Here is a 24,218-nt window from a genome sequence, read left to right on the forward strand (position 1 = left end):
CACAACGCTGTAAGTTTAGTATGATGATTTTCGGATACCTCAAAGCTGATGCCAGTGAATAAAGATGATAAAAACAGCTTATGGATACGTACACTTGATATAAGCCAAAATAAGCTAAAACAGTTTGCCCAGTTATGGTCGTTGCAGACACTCACAGACCTGCCCGATCGTCTGCAGAACTTGTGGCAACAGTTGATTGGCTCTTATTGGTTTATCCCAACGGCTTGCGTCATTGTAGGTATATTACTTGCGCCTTTATTAGTGACGATTGATCAGCACTTTGATCGTGAAACGGTCAGAGATATTACCTTTGCCTTTACGGGTGACGATGATGCGGCGCGCGCTATTATGACTGCGATAGCGGGTGCTGTTTTAGGTGTCGCGGGCACGACCTTTTCAATTACGATTGCCGTACTGTCGATGGCCTCATCACAATTTGGGCCACGATTGTTACGCAATTTTTTGACAGACACACCCAATCAATTGGTATTAGGTGCATTCATTGGTACCTTTAGCTATAGCCTGCTGGTATTAAAATCTATCCATAAATACGATGTCGCTTTTGGTGTACCCCAGCTGGCTGTGACCTTTGCTATTATCATGGCCATTATCTGTGCGCTGCTGCTCGTGTACTTCGTACAGCATATGGTACATGCCATCCAAGCCTCACATGTCATTCAGAATGCGAGTAACGATGCCATTCATAATATTCACTATTGGTATAGCAGTCATTGTGACATTCAACATCAGCGTGATATTGAGCATCATGATGTCGAACAGTTTCACAAATGGTCATCAATGCCTATCTATCCGCCACGCTCAGGTTATATCCAACAGATTTACCTTGAGTCGCTGATTACTCTGACACAAGATTATGGTGGCGTGATACAGGTGCATGTCAATCTGGGCGAATATGTGACTGATAGAAACGTCATTGGTTATTTTTACCAGCGTCCAACAGAGCACCCAAACAACCGACAGAAAACATCAACACCGCAGTTGGCCGTTGTACCACGCACACCTGATGGTGTTTTTTGGCAACGCTTTGCAAACTGTATCCGTATCGAACAGCGACTGGTGCATTCTAATGATATTGCTTATAGCTTAGGACAAATGACTGAAATCGCTGTGCGTGCATTGTCTCCTGGTATCAATGACCCAAAGACAGCGGTCAACTGTGTACAGTCACTGACGAGCTGCTTGAGTATTATGATGCGCTGTCAACCGCCCAGCCCCTATCATTTTTATACACCAGCACCAAATGATGATGCATCAAACACCAAAGTTAAGCAGCAACGACTGGCTATATTAGCCGTGGTCACTCATACGCCAAAAATTTCTGACTTTATCAATACATCGCTTGGCGAAATACGTCGTTATGCAGCCGCTGATTTGATGGTTTTAAAAGCACTGTGTCAGGCAATGGTCAATCTCAATTATGCGCGAGTCAATAGCGCACAGCAGCAGACACTATTACATGAACTGACATTAATTGAACGCGCAGGCGAAGAAAACCTAAACTATCAAGAATTGACCGATGATTTAATTGCCATGTCCAAGCAAGCTAAGCAATTTATTCTTAGTAATGATGCTCAGCATCGATATTTTGACTACGTGAGTGAGTTTGACGCTCATATCCGTAAAGCCCTGCAAACACAATCGAGATAATTATATCAAGACCCATCAATTGATATTCATTACTGGTGCCCAAGCGAGAATATAACTACAATCCAAACCATTTAATTCTTATCAGCACTATGCTTAAGAATACTTTTCATCATTATTTGAGACTTCTTTCATGGCCCCCACAAGCAGCCTAACCATACTTGAAATCAGCGCGATATTTTTATCCATCACGGCCTTACTAACCTACATTAATCATCGCTTTATTGGTCTGCCGACGACGATTGGCGTGATGGTCATCTCCATCTTATTGTCTATTGCCGCCATATTTTTAGGATTTTTGGGCTTTGATCAGCTCATTGATTACGAAGTAAGCTTATTAGCACAGCTTGATTTTACCGAAGTATTATTAGATGGCATGCTCTCTATGCTTTTATTCGCAGGGGCTTTACATGTCAATATTAGCGACTTAAAACGCTATAAACTGCCCATTGGTATCCTTGCCTGCATCGGTACTATTGTATCAGCGATGCTTATTGCCACTGCCCTGTACTTTATGTTGCCGCTGCTCGGTTTTGGTTTGCCATTTCTTTGGTGTCTGTTATTTGGTGCATTAATATCACCGACCGACCCCATTGCGGTGATGGGTATTCTCTCATCGGCGGGCGCCCCAAAGAGCATCGAAACTGTCATTGCAGGCGAATCATTATTTAATGATGGTATCGGCGTGGTTATCTTTGTGCTGCTACTTGGCATTCTATCGAGCGGTGATATTCCAACGGCCAATTATGTGGCGCATACCTTAGCCGTGGAAGCAGGTGGCGGCATTGTTTTTGGTTTAGTACTCGGGGCAATTTTGTATTACATGCTCAAAAGCATCGACAGTTACCAAGAGGAAGTGTTGTTAACGCTTGCAGGGGTAATCGGCGGTTATGCATTAGCTAGCCATTGGCACCTATCAGGACCACTCGCGATGGTAATGATGGGCTTAATGGTTGGTAATCGCGGGCGAGCATTAGCAATGAGCGATAAGACTCGTCATTACATTGACTTGTTTTGGGAATTAATCGATGAGATCTTAAACGCTATTTTGTTCGTGCTGATTGGTCTAGAAGTGGTCATGATTGCTTACTCAGGTAACCTGTTTATCGCCGCTGGCTTGACGATTATAATCGCCCTGCTTGCTCGATTTATTGTCGTGGGTATGACCACTAAGACCTTTAGCCGTCAGCTTGATTTACCAACTGGCGCATGGAAGGTGCTGACATGGGGCGGATTGCGTGGTGGTATCTCCGTTGCCCTAGTGTTGCAACTACCTATGGGCACTGAGCGTGATATATTATTGGCACTCACTTATGCTGTCGTCATATTCTCTATATTGGTACAAGGCTTGAGCGTTGGTAAAGTGGCGAAAAGCATTCGTACGGATGCCACAGAGAGATAAACGGTAGATGTATTCAGTGACATAAAGGCCAGCATAAGAAGATGTCTTATGCTGGCCTTTTTTTATACCTATATATTTTGTCGTACGCTTTTATATCAGACCTTTTCGTTTCATATTGCGATAAACCACAATGACGATAAAAATATTTAAGACCAATATGCCCAATTTAAACCAGTCAAATGGGCGGGCAATTAAATAGTAAATCTCAATAGGGATGAATATCCCATAGCCAAGCACACCAAACCAATAAGCCCATGTTCTGTCTTGCCATAGGCCATATGCCTCAAGAAAGCGCAGACTGGCATAGGCAAAAATCAATAATAAAAACAATGGCCAGTTCTTGCTGGCTTGCTGAGCAATCCGTATCACACTATCAAATTGCGGTGCAAACAGATGACCAAAGCTATGTTGCCAAGAGGCTGTTGCCGTCGTCAGCCAACGTGCAAGATTGGTATGCCATGACCATAACGCAACAGCACCGAGCAATGCGCCCAACCCTTTTACCATCTCATAGATTGCCACTGCTTTGATAGATTCACTAGCAGTGCTTCGTGGCTTTTGTTTCCGGCCAATTAAGTCCATAGCATTATCTTTTGTAGATGGTGGTGGACTGTCATTCTGTCGGGGCAAATTAGCCAAAGAATGTCTCCACAACACGACCTTGCAACTGCTGATTAAAAAACGGTGTATTCTTACCGTTTGATAGCATAGATTGCGCTGTCACCTGCCACTCTAGATTAGGATCAACCAACACTGCACCGCCGATACTTTCATACTGCTCACCGATACCAGCAATTTTTGCAGGATTAAGGCAGATTTTATCGACGAGTTGCTCCAAAGTTAACACCTCATCATGTACTAGCTGACATGCCAGCGCCATAAAGGTATCGAAGTTTGAGATGCCTGGGGTACTCTCAGCAAACGGCGCTTTTTTGGCCGTACTGTTTAGCGGTTCATGATGACTACAGATTGCATCAATCGTGCCGTCTTTCAATCCACGACGAATGGCCTGCTGATCAGTGTTACTACGTAGTGGTGGTAACACATAGGCTTGGGCGTTGAAGCCTTCTAAGTTATCATCGGTTAGGTACAATTGATGCATCGCTACATCGCAAGTCACTGGTAGACCTTTGTCTTTTGCCCAGCGCATCAACTCAACTGATGATTTGCAAGATAATTGGCTAAAGTGAGCCGCGATACCTGTTTCTTCGACCATCAGTAGCTGAGTAGATAAAGCTACCGTTTCCGCAATCCATGGAATGCCTTGCAACCCATGATAAGAAGCGATATAGCCTTCATGTGCTACCCCATCTCCAGACAGACTCGGCTCATCAGGATAAAAAAATACTTTCATACCAAAAGTTGCTGCGTACTCTAACGTACGCAATAAGACTAAATCATTGCGAAAAGGTCTACGTGCATTCGAAACAGCGATGCAACCACCTTTTTTCAATCCCGCAATATTTGAAGGACGCTCTCCTTCTAACCCAGCTGTCAACGCACCCAATACGTGTAAGTAGATACCACCATCATCAAGCGCGCGCTCACGCAACCCTTTGAGCAGTGAGCCATTTTCTAGAATAGGATTGGTATCAGGTGGAATCACCACATGCAAAAAACCATTGCCACGAGCGGCAAGCCCTTCTGATTCCAACGTACCATGCTGCTGCTGGCCTGGTTCACGTAGGCGTGCGCATAAGTCAACCAGCGGTGGTAGCAGCCACATTTCATGTCCAGCTTCAAGTGATGCCAGTTTATCTGTTACTGCGGTTGGCAATGTATTTTTGATGGCTTTAGGAAGATGATCAAATATCGGTGCATCAGTGTTTATCGTATTAGACATGAGCGTTATTACCGTATCAATAAAATGAAATAATGAAGAATAAAACAGCGTGGCAACAGGTTAATTACCAGCAGCTTGATGAGCGCGTTGCCCTTCCATCGCAAGAGACAGTACAGCCATGCGAATGGCAATACCGTTATTTACCTGCTTTAAAATGACAGATTGCGCGCCATCAGCCACGCTCGAAGCAATCTCAACACCGCGGTTCATCGGTCCTGGGTGCATAACCAATGCGTCAGGCTTTGCAAGTGCCACGCGCTCTGGCGTAATACCATAGTGCTTGTAGTATTCACTCGATGACGCTAGCAATGGCGATCCGATACGCTCGTTTTGAATTCTTAGTCCCATGATGACATCACAGTCCGTGACACACTCATTCATATTTTCATAAACTCGCACACCATAACGCTCAATGCCTTTAGGTAATAGAGTGCGCGGCGCACAGACACGGATGTCTTTGACACCTAGTGTTTGTAGCGCATTGATATCAGAGCGTGCCACTCGTGAGTGCTTAATGTCACCGACTATAGCCACTGATAACTCTTCAAAAGGACGCGGCGCTTCCCGATGAATGGTCAACATGTCGAGCATGCCTTGCGTCGGATGTGCATGCCAGCCATCACCGCCGTTGATAATGGCAATATTAGGCGTCACTTCTGTCGCCATAAAATGAGCAGCGCCTGATGCTGAATGACGCACCACAAAGATATCTGCTGTCATGGCTTGCAGATTCCACAGTGTATCGCGTAGACTTTCGCCCTTTTTAGCGCTAGAGCGCTCGATATCAATATTCAGTACATTGGCACCCAGGCGTTTTTCGGCCACTTCAAATGTCGTACGTGTACGCGTTGACGGCTCAAAAAACAAGTTCATCACCGTATAGCCTTCAAGCTCAGGCCGATTGATTAATTGTCCATTGTTATCAAAGAACGTTTCTGCTTTTGCGATAACCGCCTGTAATTGCTGTTTATTGAGGCCTTCTACACCCAAAAAGTGACGGATACTACCATCGGTATTGAGCTGTGGACGACTCAATGATGTATTGAGCCTTTGATGAATGGTACTGGGGTCGAATTTTGCGTAGTCAGTCGGCGAGATCGTATGTAGTGAGCTGCTATCGAGAGAATTTGACATAATGGCAAGTCTTCATTGTGGGTTGGTATGTGTCTATATTAATCATTTATTCATCTTTGTTCGAGCATTTATCGTAGATATACATAGATACAAGGACATTTTGGCGCTTATTTGATACAATTTACCCCAATGACACCAGTCCTATAAATACACTCAGCCACCTGCTAGGCAATGTTCGCGTAGCGACTGTGCAATATCAGTATAGCGATCATAAGCGAAAACAAGCTTACCAAAGATATTAACGAATAATAATACATATAGTGTAGCTGATTTTACGGTCAGGACAAAGACACGGTATCGCTATTTAAAAATTTGCCCGCCTAGAGTGCGCTTATCACTGCTTATTCTTTTACTCTCAATACGACTTATCAATACCATTATTAGGAAGCTTTATGACGACTCTAACCAGTTATCTAGACCAACATTCAACCAACACTGAACTGAACGACGTGATTACGACCGTCACTAACGTTGGTAAAACCATTTCACAGCTACTTAGAAAAGGAGCCTTAGCCGATATCCTAGGCGAAGCTGGTAATCAAAATGTGCAAGGCGAAGATCAGAAGAAATTGGATGTACTGGCTAATGACTTATTGTTAGATGCGTTAGCAAAAAACACGCATTGCGCAGGTGTTGCGTCAGAAGAATTAGACAATGCTACCCCTGCCAACGCTGATGGCAGTCTACTGGTATTGTTTGATCCACTGGATGGGTCATCAAACATCGATATCAATATGGCCGTTGGTACTATTTTTTCTATCTTGCCGTACCAACGCCAAGGTCAAACAAGCGAAAACAGTGATTTCTTGCAAGCAGGCAATCAACAGTTGGCAGCAGGCTATTTGTTATATGGTACCTCAACCGTACTTGCATTAACGATAACTGAAAATGTTGTAATGTTCAGCCTAGATCCAGATACGGGTGATTATGTACTCATAGAAGACAATGTGCAAATTGATGCTGATACCAGTGAATATGCTATCAATAGCTCAAACTATCGCTACTGGCGCGCACCGATGCAGCAATACATCGATGAGCTGATCGCTGGCGAAGCCGGTGTACGTGGTCGCGATTTTAATACACGCTGGGTCGCTGCTATGGTTGGTGATGTGCATCGCATCCTATGCCGCGGTGGTCTATTTACCTATCCGTTTGATACCAAATACGCTCACAAAGCGGGCAAGTTACGCTTGATGTATGAAGCCAATCCGATGAGCTTATTGATTGAGCGTGCTGGCGGCGGTGCTACGGATGCTGTCAACCGCATCTTAGATATTGAGCCGACTGACATTCATCAACGTGTCCCTGTCGTGCTAGGTAGCAAAAATGAAGTCAATTACGTTAAAGACTTGCACGTAAATTATTCTGAAAAATAATTGATTTGAGCACATGTTAAAGACAGCTAGCAGAATGCTAATCAATAAGAAGTATTCTGCTAATTGTCCAAACGATTCCTTCAGTCTACTCTAAGCGATCCACTATGGTAACAAATCCCACCGAGCTGATTACTTCAGATAAGAACACAACGGTTAAACTGGTAAAGGCACTGTTGACACAGTCTCGCCAGCGTAACAAACATGGGCAAACTGTCATCGAAGGCATACATCTCATCGATGCTGCCCTACGTAGTGACTATCCGTTCGCCCAAATGCTACTGGCAGAATCAGCGCACAACCATACTGAAGTTCAGCAAGTATTGTCTCGCCTGCCGACCTATACGCCTATTATGACGCTATCAGATTCGCTCTATGAGAGTATCCGAAGCTTAGGCACGGGCATCGACATCATGGCGGTTATTAAAGTGCCGATGCCGAGACTATCGATGATCAATGAGGACTGCCTGATTCTCAATGACGTACAAGATAGCGGCAATGTTGGTACGCTACTACGTACGGCAGCAGCTGTCGGTATCAATAACATTCTATGCACCAGCGCGACTGCGCAAGCTTGGTCTCCAAAGACGCTACGAGCAGGTATGGGTGCACAGTTTGCACTCACTATTTATGAAGGTCTAAGCATACAAGACATCTTAGATTATGTACAAGTGCCACTTTTAGCCACTAGCTCACATACCGACACTTTAATTTACGATCATAACCTAACCACTCCAACGGCGTGGATTATGGGTCATGAAGGTCAAGGTGTCAGCGATGAATTGATGCAATGTGCCACGCCCATAGCCTTACCACAGCCGAACGGTCAAGAAAGCCTAAACGTAGCAATTGCAGGCTCTTTATGTCTATATGAAACTTTGCGTCAAAGGAATTATGCTTAGCTTTGGTTTATAGCTACAAACAAAAACTTTCCTGTAAAGCATGAAAAAACCCACTATCATTTAATAGTGGGTTTTTTATTATCTGTCTATTACTGATATAGTCCAAGAAATCTAAAACGGATACAAGGCCGCCGACCGCAGATTGTACAAGTCGTACATCTAAGGAGGGTAACGCCGTAGCAATTTAGTAGTTCTGTGACTATATATTAAACCTTGCTGGTTAACTCAGGTAGCGCTTCAAACAAATCCGCTTCTAGGAAGTAATCAGCAACGCTAGCGATAGGTGCTTCTGGGTCATTGTTGATAGCAACGATAACTTTAGAATCTTTCATACCCGCTAAATGCTGAATAGCGCCTGAGATACCTGCGGCGATATATAAGTCTGGTGCAACAATTTTACCTGTTTGACCAACCTGCATATCGTTCGGTACATAGCCTGCATCTACTGCAGCACGCGATGCACCAACAGCAGCGCCCAATTTATCAGCCAATGGTTCGATATATTTAGTGAAGTTTTCACCGTTTGCTAACGCACGACCACCAGATACCACGATACTTGCTGAGGTTAACTCTGGACGGTCAGATTTGGCCATCTCTTCATTAACGAAGCTTGCTTTACCAGTCTCTTGTACATTGTCGATAGTCTCAACAGCTGCTGATCCACCTTCACTCGCCACTGGATCAAATGCAGTAGTACGTACAGTCAACACTACTTTGTCTTCTGAAGTTTTAACTGTTGCCGTCGCGTTACCTGCATAGATAGGACGCTCAAACGTTTGAGCATCTACTACAGCAGAAACTTCTGACAACATGCTAACATCAAGTAATGCTGCAACACGTGGCATAAAGTTCTTACCAGTCGTTGTTGCTGGTGCGATGATATGGCTGTAGTCTTTAGCGACATCAGCAACGAGTAACGCAACGTTACCCGCCAATTGATGCTCATAAGCTGCGTTGTCTGCTAGCAATACTTTAGAAACGCCTTCAGCTTTAGCGGCTTCATCAGCAACTGCTTGTGCACCACTACCAGCGACCAATACATGAATATCATCGCCCATTTGCTTAGCAGCAGCGATAGTATTCAAAGTTGCCTTTTTTAGACTGGCATTGTCATGTTCTGCATATACCAAAATTGCCATGGTTCTAATCCTTTATTTATTCGTATCGTCTATTCATGTCATGAGGTTGTCTGTGTACAAAATTACTGATGTGGCGAATACTGAATCAGCCGAATTAAACATGTAACTTTGTACATGATATGCCGTAGCGAAGTCTTAGATTACTTTAGCTTCGTTCTTTAGCTTATCAACCAACTCATCCACTGAACCTACTGTAATACCAGCTTTGCGTTCAGCAGGTGGCACAACTTTAATAATCTCTTGCTTAGATGCCATATCAACACCGAAATCAGCTGGTATCTTTTCATCAAGCGGTTTTTTCTTCGCTTTCATGATATTAGGCAATTTGGCATAACGTGGCTCATTCAAACGCAAATCAGTCGTGATGACTGCTGGCAAATCAAGTGCAACCGTTTGTAAGCCGCCATCGATTTCACGAGTTACGTTTACTTTGTCGCCTTCAACTTTTACTTCTGATGCAAACGTACCCTGACCGATACCCATCAATGCGGCTAGCATCTGACCAGTTTGGTTGTTGTCATCATCAATCGCTTGCTTACCCAATAGGATAATGTCTATAGCTTCAGACTCAGCGATACTTTTCAGTATCTTAGCGATTTGTAGTGGATACGGCTTTTCATCAGTCAAAACTAAAACACCACGATCAGCACCCAATGCTAGAGCGGCGCGAATCTGCTCTTGCGATTCTTTTGGGCCAATTGATGCAACAATAATTTCATCAATCACACCAGCTTCTTTTAGACGAACCGCTTCTTCTACTGCGATTTCATCAAAAGGGTTAATTGACATTTTGGTGTTTGATAGATCAACGCCAGAGTTATCGGCTTTTACACGAACTTTTACGTTATAATCAATGACACGCTTGACCGCTACTAATGCTTTCATACGTTCCTCGTTTATTAATGTTATGAATTAAAAATTATCAATTAAGAACCAAAGGTTCATTGTTGTTCAAAATAGCATTGAAGGTTGTTAGTGCGTCAACAGACAGTCAATAATTAAAAGAATGAAACAATATTAAAAAATATATCTGTCTCATATTCCCTATCAACAAAATCCGTTAAAGCTAAGCCAACCGTTATTATCAGACCTATGTATCTTGCGTGAGCACGAGCATAAGGTCAAGACAACGCCGTGAATAATGCGTCATAAATTTATCACTATTCTATTACAAATAGTTTATAAGCGAACAAGTTTACGACTTGCTTTCACCTATATTCTAAATATCTTAAACCTTTATAGCATTGTAGGTACTTTAGTTACTTAACATTTTGTTATTACTTATTTCTTCAAAATAATATCTCATAATGAATGTAAATATTTTCACTATTTCTTTACAAGATGAATGAGCCCCACTAACAGTGATTAGCTAAAGATACTTCCCTCATACTATATGATGACAAGAAAAATTTATATAAAAAAAGCAACCTGATGAGAGGTTGCTTTTTTTTAAAGTTGAAACAGTATTTTTATTGTTTTAACAAACAAAGGAATCAATGCGTATTGATAATTTCATTGTAATCAAGCTCACTGACAAGCAGTATACTCAATCACTAATAGAAATTAGATAGCTTCGATTTGCTCAGCTTGTGGGCCTTTTTTGCCATCACCTAAGATGAAAGACACTTTTTGGCCTTCAGCTAGGGTTTTGAAACCGCCACCTTGGATAGCGCTGTAGTGAGCGAATACGTCTTGTCCGCCATTGTCTTGAGCGATAAAACCAAAACCTTTAGCTTCATTAAACCACTTTACAGTGCCTTCAACTTTATCTGACATAAATTTTCCTAACTCTTTAACTGTTGGCGAGACGTGTGTCATCACCGATTAATTGATATATACCCAAATATTTTTTTGCAGAATGCGACAGTAAAATCTACTAAATCATCCTCGGATGACTTGAATTTTTTACCTGAAATATTGTAAGTACAGCTTGATTATAGCAGCTTTTCATAATGACAACAGGTTAAATTGATGATTTTTGTAAATAATTAAAACCAATTTTTTGAAGTCAGTTCAAGCACTCATTAATCACATAACATATTGATATAAAGAATATTTTTTATTCAATACTATCTACAATAAAAGTCAATAATTCAAGTAAGTTGATAAATCACAAGGTCAAAAAGTGTTAGCAAGCTATAGTTTAGACTGGCCTTTACTGAGCTATTGGTAACCACTGTGAGCTTAATACTAGCAAGCATAATGCAAAGAAGACCAATGAAAATGACTGGCTATAAGCGATATATTTAGCTGGTATTACTAAGTCTTTCGGAGAGTCAGGAATACCCTTACGTTTCAGTAGACGCGTTCCGTATACCCAACCAAAAGTAGTATAGAGACCATAGGCTGCAGGTACCGCAACTGCCAATGGTGTCAGATCAATAACATATAGCATGACCACGGAAATAAAGAACCATGAGGTATCCAAAAGTGAACTGATTTTAAAAAACTTAGATTGAGGCAGTTTGCCATCTGTTGTTTTGAGCATCTCCCCTTCTATCCAAATTAAAACAGCGATCACAGCACTAAGAAGAACATATATGAATTGCGGCGTTAGCCAGTCAGAATAAGATATTTGCACAACATACAACCTGTAATCTATAGGAAAAGAAGAACGGAAATTATTTGATTTGTTTGATAGCTCAAAGACGAACAGAAATAACAATAATTGTCTAACCGAACAAACCATTAGTTAATGTAATAATGCCTGTCTATATTGGGGGCTACCATGGGTTTTCAACCCGTAGATAGCCTACCATAAAAGCATTAAACAAATAGAATGCATTAAAAAACCCATGCTATCAGTCGATAACATGGGCTTCTTTAAAACTAAACAGTCTTTCTATAACTTAGTACTGTTTTAGTTCTTTTCTTTATCGATGATTTTATTACCACCAATCCATGGCATCATACCACGCAGCTTAGCACCAGTAATTTCGATCTCGTGCTCAGCATTGTTGCGACGACGCGCGGTCATTGATGGATAGTTGGTTGCGCCTTCAGAGATAAACATCTTCGCGTATTCACCAGACTGGATGCGTTTTAGTGCATTACGCATGGCTTCACGTGATTGCTCGTTGATGACTTCAGGGCCTGTAACGTATTCGCCGTACTCAGCGTTGTTACTGATTGAGTAGTTCATGTCAGCGATGCCGCCTTCATACATCAAGTCAACGATAAGCTTAAGCTCATGCAAACACTCAAAGTAAGCCATTTCTGGTGCATAGCCCGCTTCTGTTAGCGTTTCAAAGCCCATTTTAACCAGCTCTACTGCGCCGCCACAAAGTACTGCTTGCTCACCAAATAGATCGGTTTCAGTTTCATCTTTAAACGTTGTTTCGATGATACCTGAACGACCACCACCAACACCAGCAGCATATGATAATGCTAAGTTTTTGGCTTGACCTGAAGCATCTTGGTAGATAGCGATAAGATCAGGAATACCGCCGCCTTTAGCAAACTCTGAACGTACAGTATGACCTGGTGCTTTTGGTGCCACCATGATGACATCAAGATCGCCACGTGGCACGACTTGGTTGTAATGAATCGCAAAACCATGAGCAAAAGCCAATGTAGCGCCTTCTTTAATGTTTGGCTCGATTACATCGTTATAAAGCTCTTTTTGAAACTCATCAGGCGTCAAAATCATAATAACGTCAGCAGCTTTTACCGCTTCTTCTACTTCAGCAACTTTTAGACCCGCATTTTCAGCTTTTTTCCATGAACCTGAATTGGCACGTAGGCCAACAGTCACATCGACGTCTGAATCTTGTAGGTTAAGCGCATGGGCATGGCCTTGTGAACCGTAACCAATAATGGCAACTTTCTTACCTTGGATAATTGATAAATCACAATCTTTGTCATAATAAACATTCATAAATACAGTCCTTTTTCTCAATCATGGTTTGCCATGGATAGTAAACGCTTATGTAATAGCCACTATCGTAAAATGGTCACTAAGATAAGCGTTTTGTTGATTTTAAATCAATATGATTTAACTAAAATATTCTGTTATTAGAGACTCAGCCGATTAGAGGCTAAGCGTCTTTTCGCCGCGAGAAATACCGATGACGCCCGAGCGTACCACTTCCATGATACGTTCGCGACCAATTACATCAATAAAGCCATCAAGCTTGGCTTTGTCACCGACGATTTGAATCGTATATAAGTTAGAGTTGACGTCAACGATTTGTGCGCGGAAAATGTCTGCACTGCGTTTAATCTCTTCACGTACACTACCAGACGCTCGAACTTTTACTAGCATTAATTCGCGTTCAACGTGTACGTTTTCTGATAGGTTCAGCACTTTAACCACTTCAATCAATTTATGCAATTGCTTGGTGATCTGCTCAATTCTTTCAGGTGAAGTAATAGTTGTCACAGTCAGACGTGAAATACTTGGGTCATCAGTTGGCGCGACGTTTAGCGTTTCGATATTATAACCACGTTGTGAGAACAAACCGACTAAACGCGACAACGAACCCGCTTCGTTTTCCATTAATACCGAAATCAGATGTTGTTGTTGCATTAGGTACGCTCCCCTTTTGTTAACCACATATCACGCATTGTCTGTCCAGCAATTTGCATCGGATATACATGCTCATTACGATCGACATAAACGTCAATAAATACTAGCTTGTCTTTCATTGCCATCGCTTCTGCTATCTGTGCTTCCATAGTTGCAGGGTCAGTAATTTTGATACCGACGTGACCATAGCTTTCGGCCAATTTAACGAAGTCTGGCAGTGAATTCATATATGACTGTGCGTGACGACCTTCATATAGCATGTCTTGCCACTGCTTAACCATACCCAATTGAGCATTGTTAATGTTCAGAATTTTAACTGGCAAGTTATATTGCAAACAAGTCGATAGCTCTTGGATATTCATCTGAATAGAGCCTTCGCCAGTAATACAAACCACATCGCGCTCAGGGTTGGCAAGTTTGGCAGCCATTGCATACGGCAGACCAACACCCATGGTACCAAGACCACCTGAGTTCAGCCATTGACGTGGCTCATTATAGGTATAGTAAAGCGCGGCAAACATCTGATGTTGACCAACGTCACTGGTAATAATAGCGTTACTGTTAGTCACTTTATCTAGAGCTTGTACGACACTTTGTGGCTTAATGCCATTATCTGTGCTGGTGTCATAACGTAAACCATGACGCTTACGCCATTCGTTAATCTGCGACCACCAGTCAAGCAATGCATGTTGCTCAAGTTGTTTGTCTTCACCGATAATATCTAACATATCAGTCAATACTGACTTCACATCACCAACGATAGGAATATGAGCAAGAATCGTTTTTGAAATTGACGCAGGATCGATATCAATATGGATAATAGTCGCGTTAGGGCAGAATTTTTTGACATTGTTGGTCACACGATCATCGAAACGCGCGCCCACTGCCAAAATCACATCAGCATGATGCATACTCATGTTGGCTTCGTAGGTACCATGCATGCCAAGCATTCCCAAGAACTGATTATCAGAACCAGGGAACGTACCAAGACCCATCAATGTGTTGGTCACTGGTAGGTTTAGACGATGAGCAATATCTCTCAGCTCTTCGTGAGCCTTACTCCAAATCACACCACCACCAGCGTAGATAATAGGACGCTGTGCGGCTAGTAGCGTCTCTACTGCTTTCTTAATTTGACCACTATGGCCTTTTAGAGATGGCTGATATGAGCGAATAAATACTTCTTTCGGATATTCATAAGCAAACTTTTCGCTAGGTGCCGTCATGTCTTTTGGCACATCAATTACCACAGGGCCTGGACGTCCAGACTGTGCAATGTGAAAGGCTTTTTTAACAATCATTGGAATTTCGCTAGCATGGCGTACTTGAAAGCTATGCTTAACGATAGGACGTGATACACCGACCATATCTGTTTCTTGGAAAGCATCTTCACCGATGAGGCTGCTTGGCACCTGACCTGCGATTACAACCATTGGCACAGAGTCCATAAAGGCAGTAGCAATAGCGGTCACAGTATTGGTCGCACCAGGCCCTGATGTTGCCAGCACGACGCCAGTATTACCAGTCACTCGCGAATAAGCATCGGCCATGTGGCCCGCTGCTTGCTCGTGCCGTACTAAGATGTGCTCAATATTTTCTTGTTGAAACAAGGCATCATAGATATGAAGAACCGCACCGCCTGGATAGCCAAAGATATATTTGACACCTTCATCCGTCAGCGATTGCACCAGCATCTCAGCACCAGACAGCATTACAGGCTGTGCACTACCTTCAGCAAGGCGTTGTTGCTTTTCTTCAAAATTTTTGGCGGCATTACCCGTTTGGGTATGTCCAGTCATGTTTGGACTTTGCGTGGTTTGCGTCACTGTCATCACCTTTTTTTTTGGCAAGCAGTAGCAGTACTTTATAAAAGAAAACAACGACGTTTGCACATGATTGTTCAATTTGTAAAAATGAGTGCTAATACTTATCCATATCAAGAATGTGTGCCCGCTATATTTCAGTCATGCTGTTTTATAAGACAACATAGTACTTAAACACAGCAATATATGTAGGGTCAGCTCTGTGATAGGAGTTTATCGATATACAGTGACAAGATGTGAGTGCATCTATAAAAGAGGCTTATTATTGATGATTAACACGAACCAGTATCTATATTCGATTGATATATACGTAGGCATTAGAATAGGTGGAAAAATAACTTTGATAACCAGTAACACATCGCAATATCATTAGATATTACAATAGGCTGATTGAAGATATCTCTTCCCTAAATCTTGAGCCGTGTTTAATACAATCGCTAAAATGATACTTAGCGCATTTCAAATAACAAGTTTATCTTAGTCATTGTAGACAGATAAGTCCGGAGACAATGTATACAGTTATCAATAGCTGTCATTCATAACGACTGCTACCGTTGCTATATCATTATCACAAAGAAAAAAGAACTGTATAAGTCACTGATAAGTAACCCGTAGTTCTCGTTTTCAAGTGCCACGGCAATATCATAAAAGCCGCTCACTGACCAATCAACTCCTATTATATTCGGCGGTTTACGAGCCATTGTCAAGAAAAACTTCTAAAGCCCATCCCTAACTATTAGTTATTAAATAATATACATTCATAAGAATTATTTGCTAAAATCAAACGTTGGTACATTTTTAGTACTATTCAAACACTAAAATGTTATATTGACACATATATAAACATCTGTTTTTTACCAATTAAGAGGATTGCTACAATGGCATATGCATCTAAGATAAATACTGCTGCCAAACTGCTTGTGAGTATGAGTACGGCGTGTATGCTAATGCTGTCCATGAATGCCAGTCATGCTATTCAAGTTTATAAGTCTGTTGGTGCACATGGCGAAGTAAAATATAGCCAACATTCTCCACAGAATGGCAAAAATATCGAACTGATTGAGTTCCGTAGTGACGGTAGACAGAATAACGCAGGAAATTTAGCTGGCAAAACAGATGCCAATCAGAGTAATGCCCCTAGTGCAGAAGAACAAAGAGTGGCAGCACTTGAGACACGTATTAAAGAGCAAGAGGCACAAGCCAATGCACAGCGTTGCCAGTCATTACGCAGCAACTTGACCAATCTAAACGTTGGCGGGCGTATCTATGAAATGGATGCCAGTGGCAAACGTCAGTATCTAGATGGCCGCGAGATTGAGCTAAAGCGCGAGCGCGTACAACAAGCGATTGACCAGTACTGTGGCAACCCTACTACCTAGTCTCAACGCTAGTTATAGGCATCAACCAGCAACTGCATAACATGACGAATGGCTACTGGCATATCTTGAGCTTGTAGCCCTCGTTGTCCTATCAAGAGATGACCGCGATCACTCTTGCCACTATTATATTGATTCGTCTGACTAACCAATATATCCCCTGCTAACCCATGTATGATAACCGCTTGATGCAAACTGCGCATCTCCGGCTCCAAATCCTGTTGTGCTAACAAGCCAGCAATGACACCAGACAACACATCGCCCATACCAGCCGTTGCCATACCAGCATTACCAACACCACAAACATAGATCTGCTGTTGATCTAAGCCACTCTCTAAAACCAAAGACCCTGCACCTTTGAGCACCCAATTGCCACCATATGTCTTCGCACATAGTTTGATGGCTGATAATCTATCTGACTCTATCTCATGTATTTTTTTATTCAGCAACTTAGCAGCTTCACCACTGTGCGGTGTTAAAAAAACCTCATTATCAGTACTATACTCTCTCAGCTGAGAGATTAACTTATCATTTTTCAGCTGTAACGATGCCAAGTGATAAAGCCCGTCAGCATCTATAACTATTGGCTTTTTCGCTGTCATAGCAGCTTGTATATAATTTACGAATAATGCCTGTGCTTTATCGTCACGGCCCAACCCCATACCAATAGCTACCACACTGGCTGCCTTGATTAAGTGCTGCACACCTTGAGTATCATGCAAATTGATAGTCATAGCATCTGGTAGTGACGTCAATAGTGCATTATGAAAGGCTTTGTGGCAGGCAACAGTGATTTTGCCCGCTCCTGCCGCCATCGAACTTGAAGCAGACAATATCGCTGCCCCGCCCATACCTTGTGAGCCATCAACACGATTACCACCGATGACCAGTACGTGGCCGTAGCTCCCTTTATAGCTATTTTGGCGCCGTGGACTGAGAGCTTGTCCAGTAGTGATCAATTTGGCTACTGGCTCAAACGCTACGTTACCTACCTGATAAGGTATCAGCGGTATATCGATTACCTGCCCGCTATAATCTACCCCGTCTTTGGTATGCAATCCAAATTTCCGCGCAATCAAACATAAAGTTGCATCCGCCTGTATCGCTATACGGTCGAACACTTCACCAGTAGAAGCAACCACACCACTTGGAATATCAACCGCAATGGCCAGCCCATTATTTTGCTCCGTTAATTCATTAAAAGCTCCAATTGCCTGCTTATAGATACCTTCAGGTGTACGATCCAGCCCTATACCAAATAGTGCATCGATATAGACATCAGCCTGCAGTGCTGTTGATCTCAAATCATTTTGGCTATCTTCAAAGCGCTCATACTTACAATTAGCAGATCGTGCTACCTGTAAAGCCTTTTGGGCATCCGGTATTGAGCTTTTGCTATTAGAAATTGTTGTTGTATCACTTTTATCAAAACTAACTTGATCAAAAATCACTTCATCAAAGCCACTATTATCAAGGTCACTACCATCAAAACCTACTGTGACTATCTGTACATGCCATCCAGCTTGCTTGAGATAGTAGGCAATCAGCCAACCATCACCGCCATTATTACCTTTTCCTACCCATATACTCACTCGATACTGGTGGTTGTGACGATGAGAGAAATTAACCGACGTTAATGACTGACGGTTTAAGTACTTTTTCTCATAAAGCTGCTCGATATGCTTCGTCATTTGCCAAGCTGCTTGTTGCATTAGCCCGAAACTATCATGACCTTTATCAAACCATGCTTGCTCCATTGCATAGAGCTGTTTACTGCTATATAGCGATATAGGATGTTTTTTATCTATGAATGAATGACCGTGTATTTGCATGATTTGCCCTCAACTGTTTGTATTAAATTATTCTGAAGCCTGATAATTCCTCGTCTATATAAGGATACGTCCTAGCTTAGCAAAAGCTAACTTTGACTTGTGTATCAATATGAATGCGAGTTTATTGTCTTTTATGCTTGCGCTATTGGCTCACTCGCTTATCATAACGGTACTCACATCAACGCTTACTATTACACATGAATAACTCATCTACACCAAGCCTACCAATATCTTCTATCAAACAAGTAGCTGGCCAACAGCGAGCCGCTGCAATTGATGATGCAACCGCAAACAAGATTGCGCTCAATAACACATCAACATTTTCTACCACAACAGACGTCAAACAATGGATCAAGACTCAAGCACAGGCGCTAGGGTTTGCTGACTGCGGCTTTCTATCCGTGCACCATCCTTTGTTTGCTAAACAAATTGTACAACTGCAGCAATGGCTAGAGAAAGGTTACGAGGGACAGCTACAGTTCATGCACAGCAATCATGAACTACGGGCGAACCCTGAGCAATTGGTCGATGGTGCAAGGACCATCATCAGCGTTCGTATGGATTACCTGACTCAAGCACCGAAACCTCGTTCTGTCACTGACAATGACCTCCCCAACCAAGGTATCATTGCACGTTATGCCAGAGGGCGTGATTATCACAAGACAATGCGTAGTCGTTTAAAGCAATTGGCATTAAAAATAGAAACAATGCTTCCTGAATGGCAACATCTCAATATTGGGTCAGAGCGAGATTTTATCTTTCGACCATTTAGCGACTCTGCACCTATCTTTGAACGCCCTATCGCTGATGCTGCTGGCCTTGGATGGACAGGTAAGCACACACTACTTATTAATAAACAAGCAGGCTCATTTTTTGTGTTGGGCGAGCTATTTATTAGCCTTGAGCTGCCAGATGACCAACCTATCAAAGAGTATTGTGGCAGCTGTAGCGCCTGTATTGATATTTGCCCTACCCAAGCGATTGTTGCACCCTATGAGCTCAACGCTTCAGCCTGCATCTCCTACCTCACTATCGAGCATAAAGGTACCATTGATACTAAGTACCGCCGAGCGATTGGTAATCGCGTCTTTGGTTGTGATGACTGTCAGCTTATCTGTCCTTGGAATCGCTACGCCAATATCACACCTGTAGAAGACTTCGCACCACGGCACAACCTTGATAGTAGTAGCCTACTTGAACTATGGCAGTGGCAAGAAGCTGACTTTATGAAAAAGACTGAAGGCAGCCCACTTAGACGCACAGGTTATGTTAGCTTTTTACGCAATATCGCTATTGGACTTGGAAATGCCAACGCCAGTACAGATACTGTTGCTCAATTACAGTCAAAACTGGGTGTACACAATGAGATACTGGATGAGCATATCCTTTGGGCAATAACTGAGCAGCAAGATAAATTAAAGGCTATTGAATCTTAGGCTTGTATTTGTCTAAACAAAAAAATGCCTCTTATTTACAAGAGGCATTTTCGTTAGCGCATATTTTTGTGCTATTAGTTACAAATATTATGGCTTAGGAATACGTAATACTTGGCCTGGATAAATTTTATCAGGATCAGAAAGCATTGGCTTATTCGCTTCAAAAATCTTCATGTAGTCACTTGCTGAACCATAAACATCTTTGGCAATCTTAGATAAGTTGTCACCGGATTTTACTGTGTACATCGTCGACTCAGGGGCATCTTCTTCAATATCGATATTATCAATAACTTTCGCAACGTTCTGTACGTTACCAATTGCGATGATTGCTTTTTCGCGATCTGCTTGTGTCTTAGCCTTACCACTAATCTCAGCAGTATCCGTTGAGCCATTGTATTTAATTTTTAGATCGCTGATATTTAAATTTTGCTGCTGAACACGACGAAGCAAGATATTAGCGACTGACTGCGCTGAAGGCTCACTACTCTGTACTGGCGTATTAGCATCTGCTTTGGTTTCTGATTTAGCATCATGCTCGGCTTCATCACGATTAAAAATTTTATCACCGATGTCTTTTGCAAAACTGAACATACCCATATAACTGCTCCTTAAAATATTATTATTAATCATTATTTTCGATGACGTATAAAATCAGATAATGAGGTAAACACCTGAATTTCGTCATACTTTATTACTGCTTACCAAAATGAGTATAGACAAAGGTAGTTGAACTGGCTAGTAATAGTATGTTGAATAATGTTGAATTGACGTAGCTTATGTTAATAAATACGATTCACTCGTATGGAAAGCTCATTTTACAAGACATAAAAAAACCGCTTATCAATTAAGATAAGCGGCAATACAAAACTTGCTAAGCTAATGTAGAATTATAGCTGTGCTTGTACGTAATCAATTGCTTTTTGAACAGTCGTTAGTTCTGCTGAATCTTCATCAGGAATAGTGATGCCAAAATCGCTTTCGAATGACATAACTAATTCAACTAGATCCAATGAATCTGCACCTAAGTCTTCCATAAATGAAGCATCGTTGCTGATTTCTTCAACGTTCATACCCAATTGCTCAGCTACTGCAGCTTTAACTCTTAGCTCGGTATCATTACTCATGTAGATTTCTCCTTTTTGATCTATTATTTTGACAAATTACTATAGTTCTATTATTAGATTCTATAGCATTGTATATAAGTGAGACTTTCAGATTAGTATCGCTATCTGAATGCTTTATAACGGATTATACGTTTTGACTAATGTCTGGTAAAGCTCTGCTATCATACAGTGCTTTGGCCTAAAAGTGTCCGTCATTATAGCACCCTTTATTATAGTTTACACTCGTTCACACAGTTTTTTATTATCACTATGTAACACTTGTGCGTCACTTACATATACATGCCGCCATTGACAGGAATAACAGCGCCTGTGATATAGCTGGCCTCATCGCTGGCCAAGAAATGCACTGCTGCTGCAATGTCTTCTGGCTGCCCTAAACGGCTAATGGGGACAGCATCTAACATCGAGTTTAGCAGACGCTCATCAAGCTCATCCGTCATATCTGTTTCAATCAAACCCGGAGCGACACAGTTGATAGTCACTTGGCGTGAACCAATTTCACGCGCTAAGGTACGGCTAAACCCTTCTACACCTGCTTTGGTTGCAGCATAGTTAGACTGACCTGCATTGCCCATCTGCGCGACTACAGAGGTAATATTAATGATGCGGCCACGGCGTGCTTTCATCATACCGCGTACAGCACGTTTGCTCATGCGATATACTGACGTTAGATTGGTGTCAATGACATTGCCCCAATCGTCATCTTTCATGCGCATTAGCAATCCATCTTGCGTGATACCAGCATTATTGACCAATACCTGTACCGCACCATAGACACTTTCAATTTCTTCAAATAATTTATCAATTTGCGCCGTATCACGTACATCTAAGACTCGGCCAATACCACCACTGTCATGAAGATAGTCATCGATAAGCTCAGCGCCTTTTTCAGTCGTCGCTGTACCAATGACAAAATGACCTTCTTTAGCAAAACGCTTGGCAACAGCTTTGCCAATGCCACGGCTCGCGCCTGTTACTAATGTAATCGTACGGCTCATGATAATAACTCCATTAATTTCTCAAGGCGGGCAGGTTTGTCAGTAGGATAGCTGGTAATTGGCTGGGCTTGACGCTTCGCCAAATTACTCAATACATTACCACTGCCACACTCGATTAAAATATTAATTTGCTTGTCAGCCAGCTCTTGCATGGTTTTTGACCATAATACAGGTTGGCTTAACTGTTCAGTCAATGCTTGCTTGATACCCAACGCACTGGTTTCGACACGTGCATGACGATTTTGAATAACAGGAATCATAGCTTGCTCAAATTTGATGTCTGCCAAAATTTCAGCCAAAGCACTACTCGCTGGCTCCATTAGTGCGCAATGCGATGGTACACTAACCTTTAGCGGAACAGATTTCTTACCGGTATTTTTTACTTTATCAATAACAGCATTAACGCCATCAGCATTGCCTGATATCACGACTTGCCCTGGGCTATTAAAGTTGGCTGCACCAACAATCGCGCCATCAACATGTTCAGTCGCTTGCTCACATAAATTTTCGACCCGATTGTCTTCAAGACCTAATACTGCTGCCATCGCTGTATCAATACCTACAACAGCCTCTTGCATTAACTGACCACGTTTATGAACCAGTCTTACTGCATCAGCAAGCGATATCACATCAGCTGCACAGAGCGCGCTATACTCACCTAGAGAGTGCCCTGCTAAATAACAAGGCTCTGTGACTACTTTCTGTTTCAAGATTCGCCAGATAGCTATGCTAGCAGTCAGTAATGCTGGCTGAGTATAGTGGGTTTGATTGAGTTTTTCTTCATCCTGACAGATTGCCCATAAGTCTTCACCAAGTGCGTCACTTGCTTCAGCGAAAGTATCACGAATCTCTGGATAGGTTTCAGCAAGCTCACTCGTCATACCAACGACTTGTGATCCTTGACCAGGGAAAATTACCGCGATCCGCGAAGGCTGTTTTTTTGCCATATCGGGTACAGAGGCCATAACCAATATTCCTTATTCAATTGGAAACATCCCTAAAAATAATGGGAGTTGTTATATTATTAGGTACGACACAGAGCCGTTGCGTTCGTTATTTTTCGAAAAATTAGCTATTAGTGAACTATACACTGACAGACTCTATTATCATAGTGAGTGCCACCTAAACTGGTGTAGCAGAGAATATCACTAAAATTGTAATAATAGATTGTATCAGTTCACTTTCATATTTGCTAAAGGCTAAAAATAAAATATTTATTTTAAAAAACCATAGCAAAAAGCCAAGTTATCTAGCCACATAATATATGATAGCGAAATAACTTGGCTTTCTTTAGCTCAAAACTCATTGCTTGATACGGCTATGCAAAAGCAATAATAGTCACCAGTACCATGACTACTTTTGCATTAGCTAACAAGCAACTTAGGCGTCTTGACTTACCTTGAACAACTGACGACCACGGTAAAAACCATCTTTAGTCATGTGATGACGACGATGTTTTTCACCAGTAGTAGCATCAATGCTCAGCTCAGCCACTTCCATACGATGGTGTGAACGGCGCATGTCACGACGAGAACGGCTTTTACGACTTTTTTGAACAGCCATGATATAGCTCCTATACTTAAAAGGGATAAGCTTGAAATTCAGCTTTAATCGATACTGACAGAGGCCATATAATCACAACA

General features: G+C 42.1%; 22 protein-coding genes. 6 read left to right on the forward strand and 16 right to left on the reverse strand.

Annotated elements, in window-relative coordinates:
• The first annotated feature begins 48 nt into the window (after positions 1–48).
• On the forward strand, positions 49–1,668 hold the full coding sequence (locus JMW61_RS01170) for a DUF2254 domain-containing protein (RefSeq protein ID WP_201548741.1): 1,620 nt from the start codon (positions 49–51) through the stop codon (positions 1,666–1,668).
• A gap of 130 nt (positions 1,669–1,798) precedes the next feature.
• Positions 1,799–3,067, forward strand: a complete 1,269-nt coding sequence (locus JMW61_RS01175; RefSeq protein ID WP_201548743.1) for a cation:proton antiporter — start codon at positions 1,799–1,801, stop codon at positions 3,065–3,067.
• A 90-nt stretch (positions 3,068–3,157) separates the two neighbouring features.
• Here JMW61_RS01175 and JMW61_RS01180 read toward each other — a convergent pair whose 3' ends face one another.
• From JMW61_RS01180 to JMW61_RS01190, 3 genes are all read right to left on the reverse strand, one after another.
• A complete protein-coding gene (locus JMW61_RS01180) occupies positions 3,158–3,706 on the reverse strand; it encodes a DUF2127 domain-containing protein (protein WP_201548745.1) in 549 nt (182 codons plus the stop codon).
• Positions 3,699–4,856 carry a dihydroorotase gene (locus JMW61_RS01185; protein ID WP_201550309.1) on the reverse strand — a complete coding sequence of 386 codons (1,158 nt, stop codon included), beginning with the start codon at positions 4,854–4,856 and terminating at the stop codon, positions 3,699–3,701. The genes JMW61_RS01180 and JMW61_RS01185 overlap by 8 nt, the downstream gene beginning before the upstream one ends.
• Positions 4,857–4,970: 114 nt before the next feature.
• Positions 4,971–6,044 carry an aspartate carbamoyltransferase catalytic subunit gene (locus tag JMW61_RS01190; RefSeq protein ID WP_201548747.1) on the reverse strand — a complete coding sequence of 358 codons (1,074 nt, stop codon included), beginning with the start codon at positions 6,042–6,044 and terminating at the stop codon, positions 4,971–4,973.
• Positions 6,045–6,436: 392 nt separating this feature from the next.
• On the opposite strand from JMW61_RS01190, the gene JMW61_RS01195 reads away from it, so the two are divergent.
• Together JMW61_RS01195 and JMW61_RS01200 are read left to right on the forward strand one after the other, a co-directional pair.
• A complete protein-coding gene (locus JMW61_RS01195) occupies positions 6,437–7,420 on the forward strand; it encodes a class 1 fructose-bisphosphatase (RefSeq protein WP_201548750.1) in 984 nt (327 codons plus the stop codon).
• Between the two features lie 104 nt (positions 7,421–7,524).
• On the forward strand, positions 7,525–8,319 hold the full coding sequence (locus JMW61_RS01200) for a TrmH family RNA methyltransferase (RefSeq protein ID WP_201548752.1): 795 nt from the start codon (positions 7,525–7,527) through the stop codon (positions 8,317–8,319).
• Between the two features lie 206 nt (positions 8,320–8,525).
• Here the strand turns inward: JMW61_RS01200 and JMW61_RS01205 are convergent, their stop codons facing one another.
• The 7 genes from JMW61_RS01205 to JMW61_RS01235 form a co-directional block, all read right to left on the reverse strand.
• Positions 8,526–9,458 (reverse strand): electron transfer flavoprotein subunit alpha/FixB family protein, encoded by a 933-nt coding sequence (locus tag JMW61_RS01205; RefSeq protein WP_201548754.1) that lies wholly within the window; start codon positions 9,456–9,458, stop codon positions 8,526–8,528.
• Positions 9,459–9,593: 135 nt separating this feature from the next.
• Positions 9,594–10,343 (reverse strand): electron transfer flavoprotein subunit beta/FixA family protein, encoded by a 750-nt coding sequence (locus tag JMW61_RS01210; RefSeq protein WP_201548756.1) that lies wholly within the window; start codon positions 10,341–10,343, stop codon positions 9,594–9,596.
• A gap of 678 nt (positions 10,344–11,021) precedes the next feature.
• A complete protein-coding gene (locus JMW61_RS01215; protein WP_010196799.1) occupies positions 11,022–11,234 on the reverse strand; it encodes a cold-shock protein in 213 nt (70 codons plus the stop codon).
• Between the two features lie 379 nt (positions 11,235–11,613).
• On the reverse strand, positions 11,614–12,039 hold the full coding sequence (locus tag JMW61_RS01220; protein ID WP_197217852.1) for a hypothetical protein: 426 nt from the start codon (positions 12,037–12,039) through the stop codon (positions 11,614–11,616).
• A 279-nt stretch (positions 12,040–12,318) separates the two neighbouring features.
• The gene (gene ilvC / locus JMW61_RS01225; protein WP_110923966.1) at positions 12,319–13,335 is read right to left on the reverse strand and encodes a ketol-acid reductoisomerase; all 1,017 of its coding nucleotides are present in this window, start codon (positions 13,333–13,335) and stop codon (positions 12,319–12,321) included.
• A 153-nt stretch (positions 13,336–13,488) separates the two neighbouring features.
• On the reverse strand, positions 13,489–13,986 hold the full coding sequence (gene ilvN, locus JMW61_RS01230) for an acetolactate synthase small subunit (RefSeq protein WP_110923965.1): 498 nt from the start codon (positions 13,984–13,986) through the stop codon (positions 13,489–13,491).
• Positions 13,986–15,698, reverse strand: a complete 1,713-nt coding sequence (locus tag JMW61_RS01235; protein WP_197217974.1) for an acetolactate synthase 3 large subunit — start codon at positions 15,696–15,698, stop codon at positions 13,986–13,988. The genes ilvN and JMW61_RS01235 overlap by 1 nt, the downstream gene beginning before the upstream one ends.
• 989 nt (positions 15,699–16,687) lie before the next feature.
• Here JMW61_RS01235 and JMW61_RS01240 point away from each other — a divergent pair.
• Entirely contained in the window at positions 16,688–17,188 is a 501-nt protein-coding gene (locus tag JMW61_RS01240; protein WP_110923963.1) for a DUF4124 domain-containing protein, read from the forward strand.
• A gap of 8 nt (positions 17,189–17,196) precedes the next feature.
• On the opposite strand, the gene JMW61_RS01245 is transcribed toward JMW61_RS01240, so the two are convergent.
• The gene (locus tag JMW61_RS01245; RefSeq protein WP_201548758.1) at positions 17,197–19,017 is read right to left on the reverse strand and encodes an NAD(P)H-hydrate dehydratase; all 1,821 of its coding nucleotides are present in this window, start codon (positions 19,015–19,017) and stop codon (positions 17,197–17,199) included.
• 197 nt (positions 19,018–19,214) lie between these two features.
• Here JMW61_RS01245 and queG point away from each other — a divergent pair, with 197 nt between their 5' ends.
• Positions 19,215–20,453, forward strand: a complete 1,239-nt coding sequence (gene queG / locus JMW61_RS01250) for a tRNA epoxyqueuosine(34) reductase QueG (RefSeq protein WP_201548760.1) — start codon at positions 19,215–19,217, stop codon at positions 20,451–20,453.
• 87 nt (positions 20,454–20,540) lie between these two features.
• Here queG and lysM read toward each other — a convergent pair whose 3' ends face one another.
• The 5 genes from lysM to rpmF form a co-directional block, all read right to left on the reverse strand.
• On the reverse strand, positions 20,541–21,050 hold the full coding sequence (lysM, locus tag JMW61_RS01255; protein WP_110923960.1) for a peptidoglycan-binding protein LysM: 510 nt from the start codon (positions 21,048–21,050) through the stop codon (positions 20,541–20,543).
• 290 nt (positions 21,051–21,340) lie between these two features.
• Positions 21,341–21,577 carry an acyl carrier protein gene (acpP, locus tag JMW61_RS01260; protein ID WP_010196746.1) on the reverse strand — a complete coding sequence of 79 codons (237 nt, stop codon included), beginning with the start codon at positions 21,575–21,577 and terminating at the stop codon, positions 21,341–21,343.
• 269 nt (positions 21,578–21,846) lie between these two features.
• Positions 21,847–22,581 (reverse strand): 3-oxoacyl-ACP reductase FabG, encoded by a 735-nt coding sequence (gene fabG / locus JMW61_RS01265; RefSeq protein ID WP_245905717.1) that lies wholly within the window; start codon positions 22,579–22,581, stop codon positions 21,847–21,849.
• On the reverse strand, positions 22,572–23,540 hold the full coding sequence (fabD, locus tag JMW61_RS01270) for an ACP S-malonyltransferase (protein ID WP_201548762.1): 969 nt from the start codon (positions 23,538–23,540) through the stop codon (positions 22,572–22,574). The genes fabG and fabD overlap by 10 nt, the downstream gene beginning before the upstream one ends.
• Positions 23,541–23,955: 415 nt before the next feature.
• The gene (rpmF, locus tag JMW61_RS01275; RefSeq protein ID WP_068408434.1) at positions 23,956–24,138 is read right to left on the reverse strand and encodes a 50S ribosomal protein L32; all 183 of its coding nucleotides are present in this window, start codon (positions 24,136–24,138) and stop codon (positions 23,956–23,958) included.
• Positions 24,139–24,218 lie beyond the last annotated feature (80 nt).

The sequence above is a fragment of the Psychrobacter fjordensis genome, assembly GCF_904845995.1.
Lineage (GTDB): Bacteria > Pseudomonadota > Gammaproteobacteria > Pseudomonadales > Moraxellaceae > Psychrobacter > Psychrobacter fjordensis.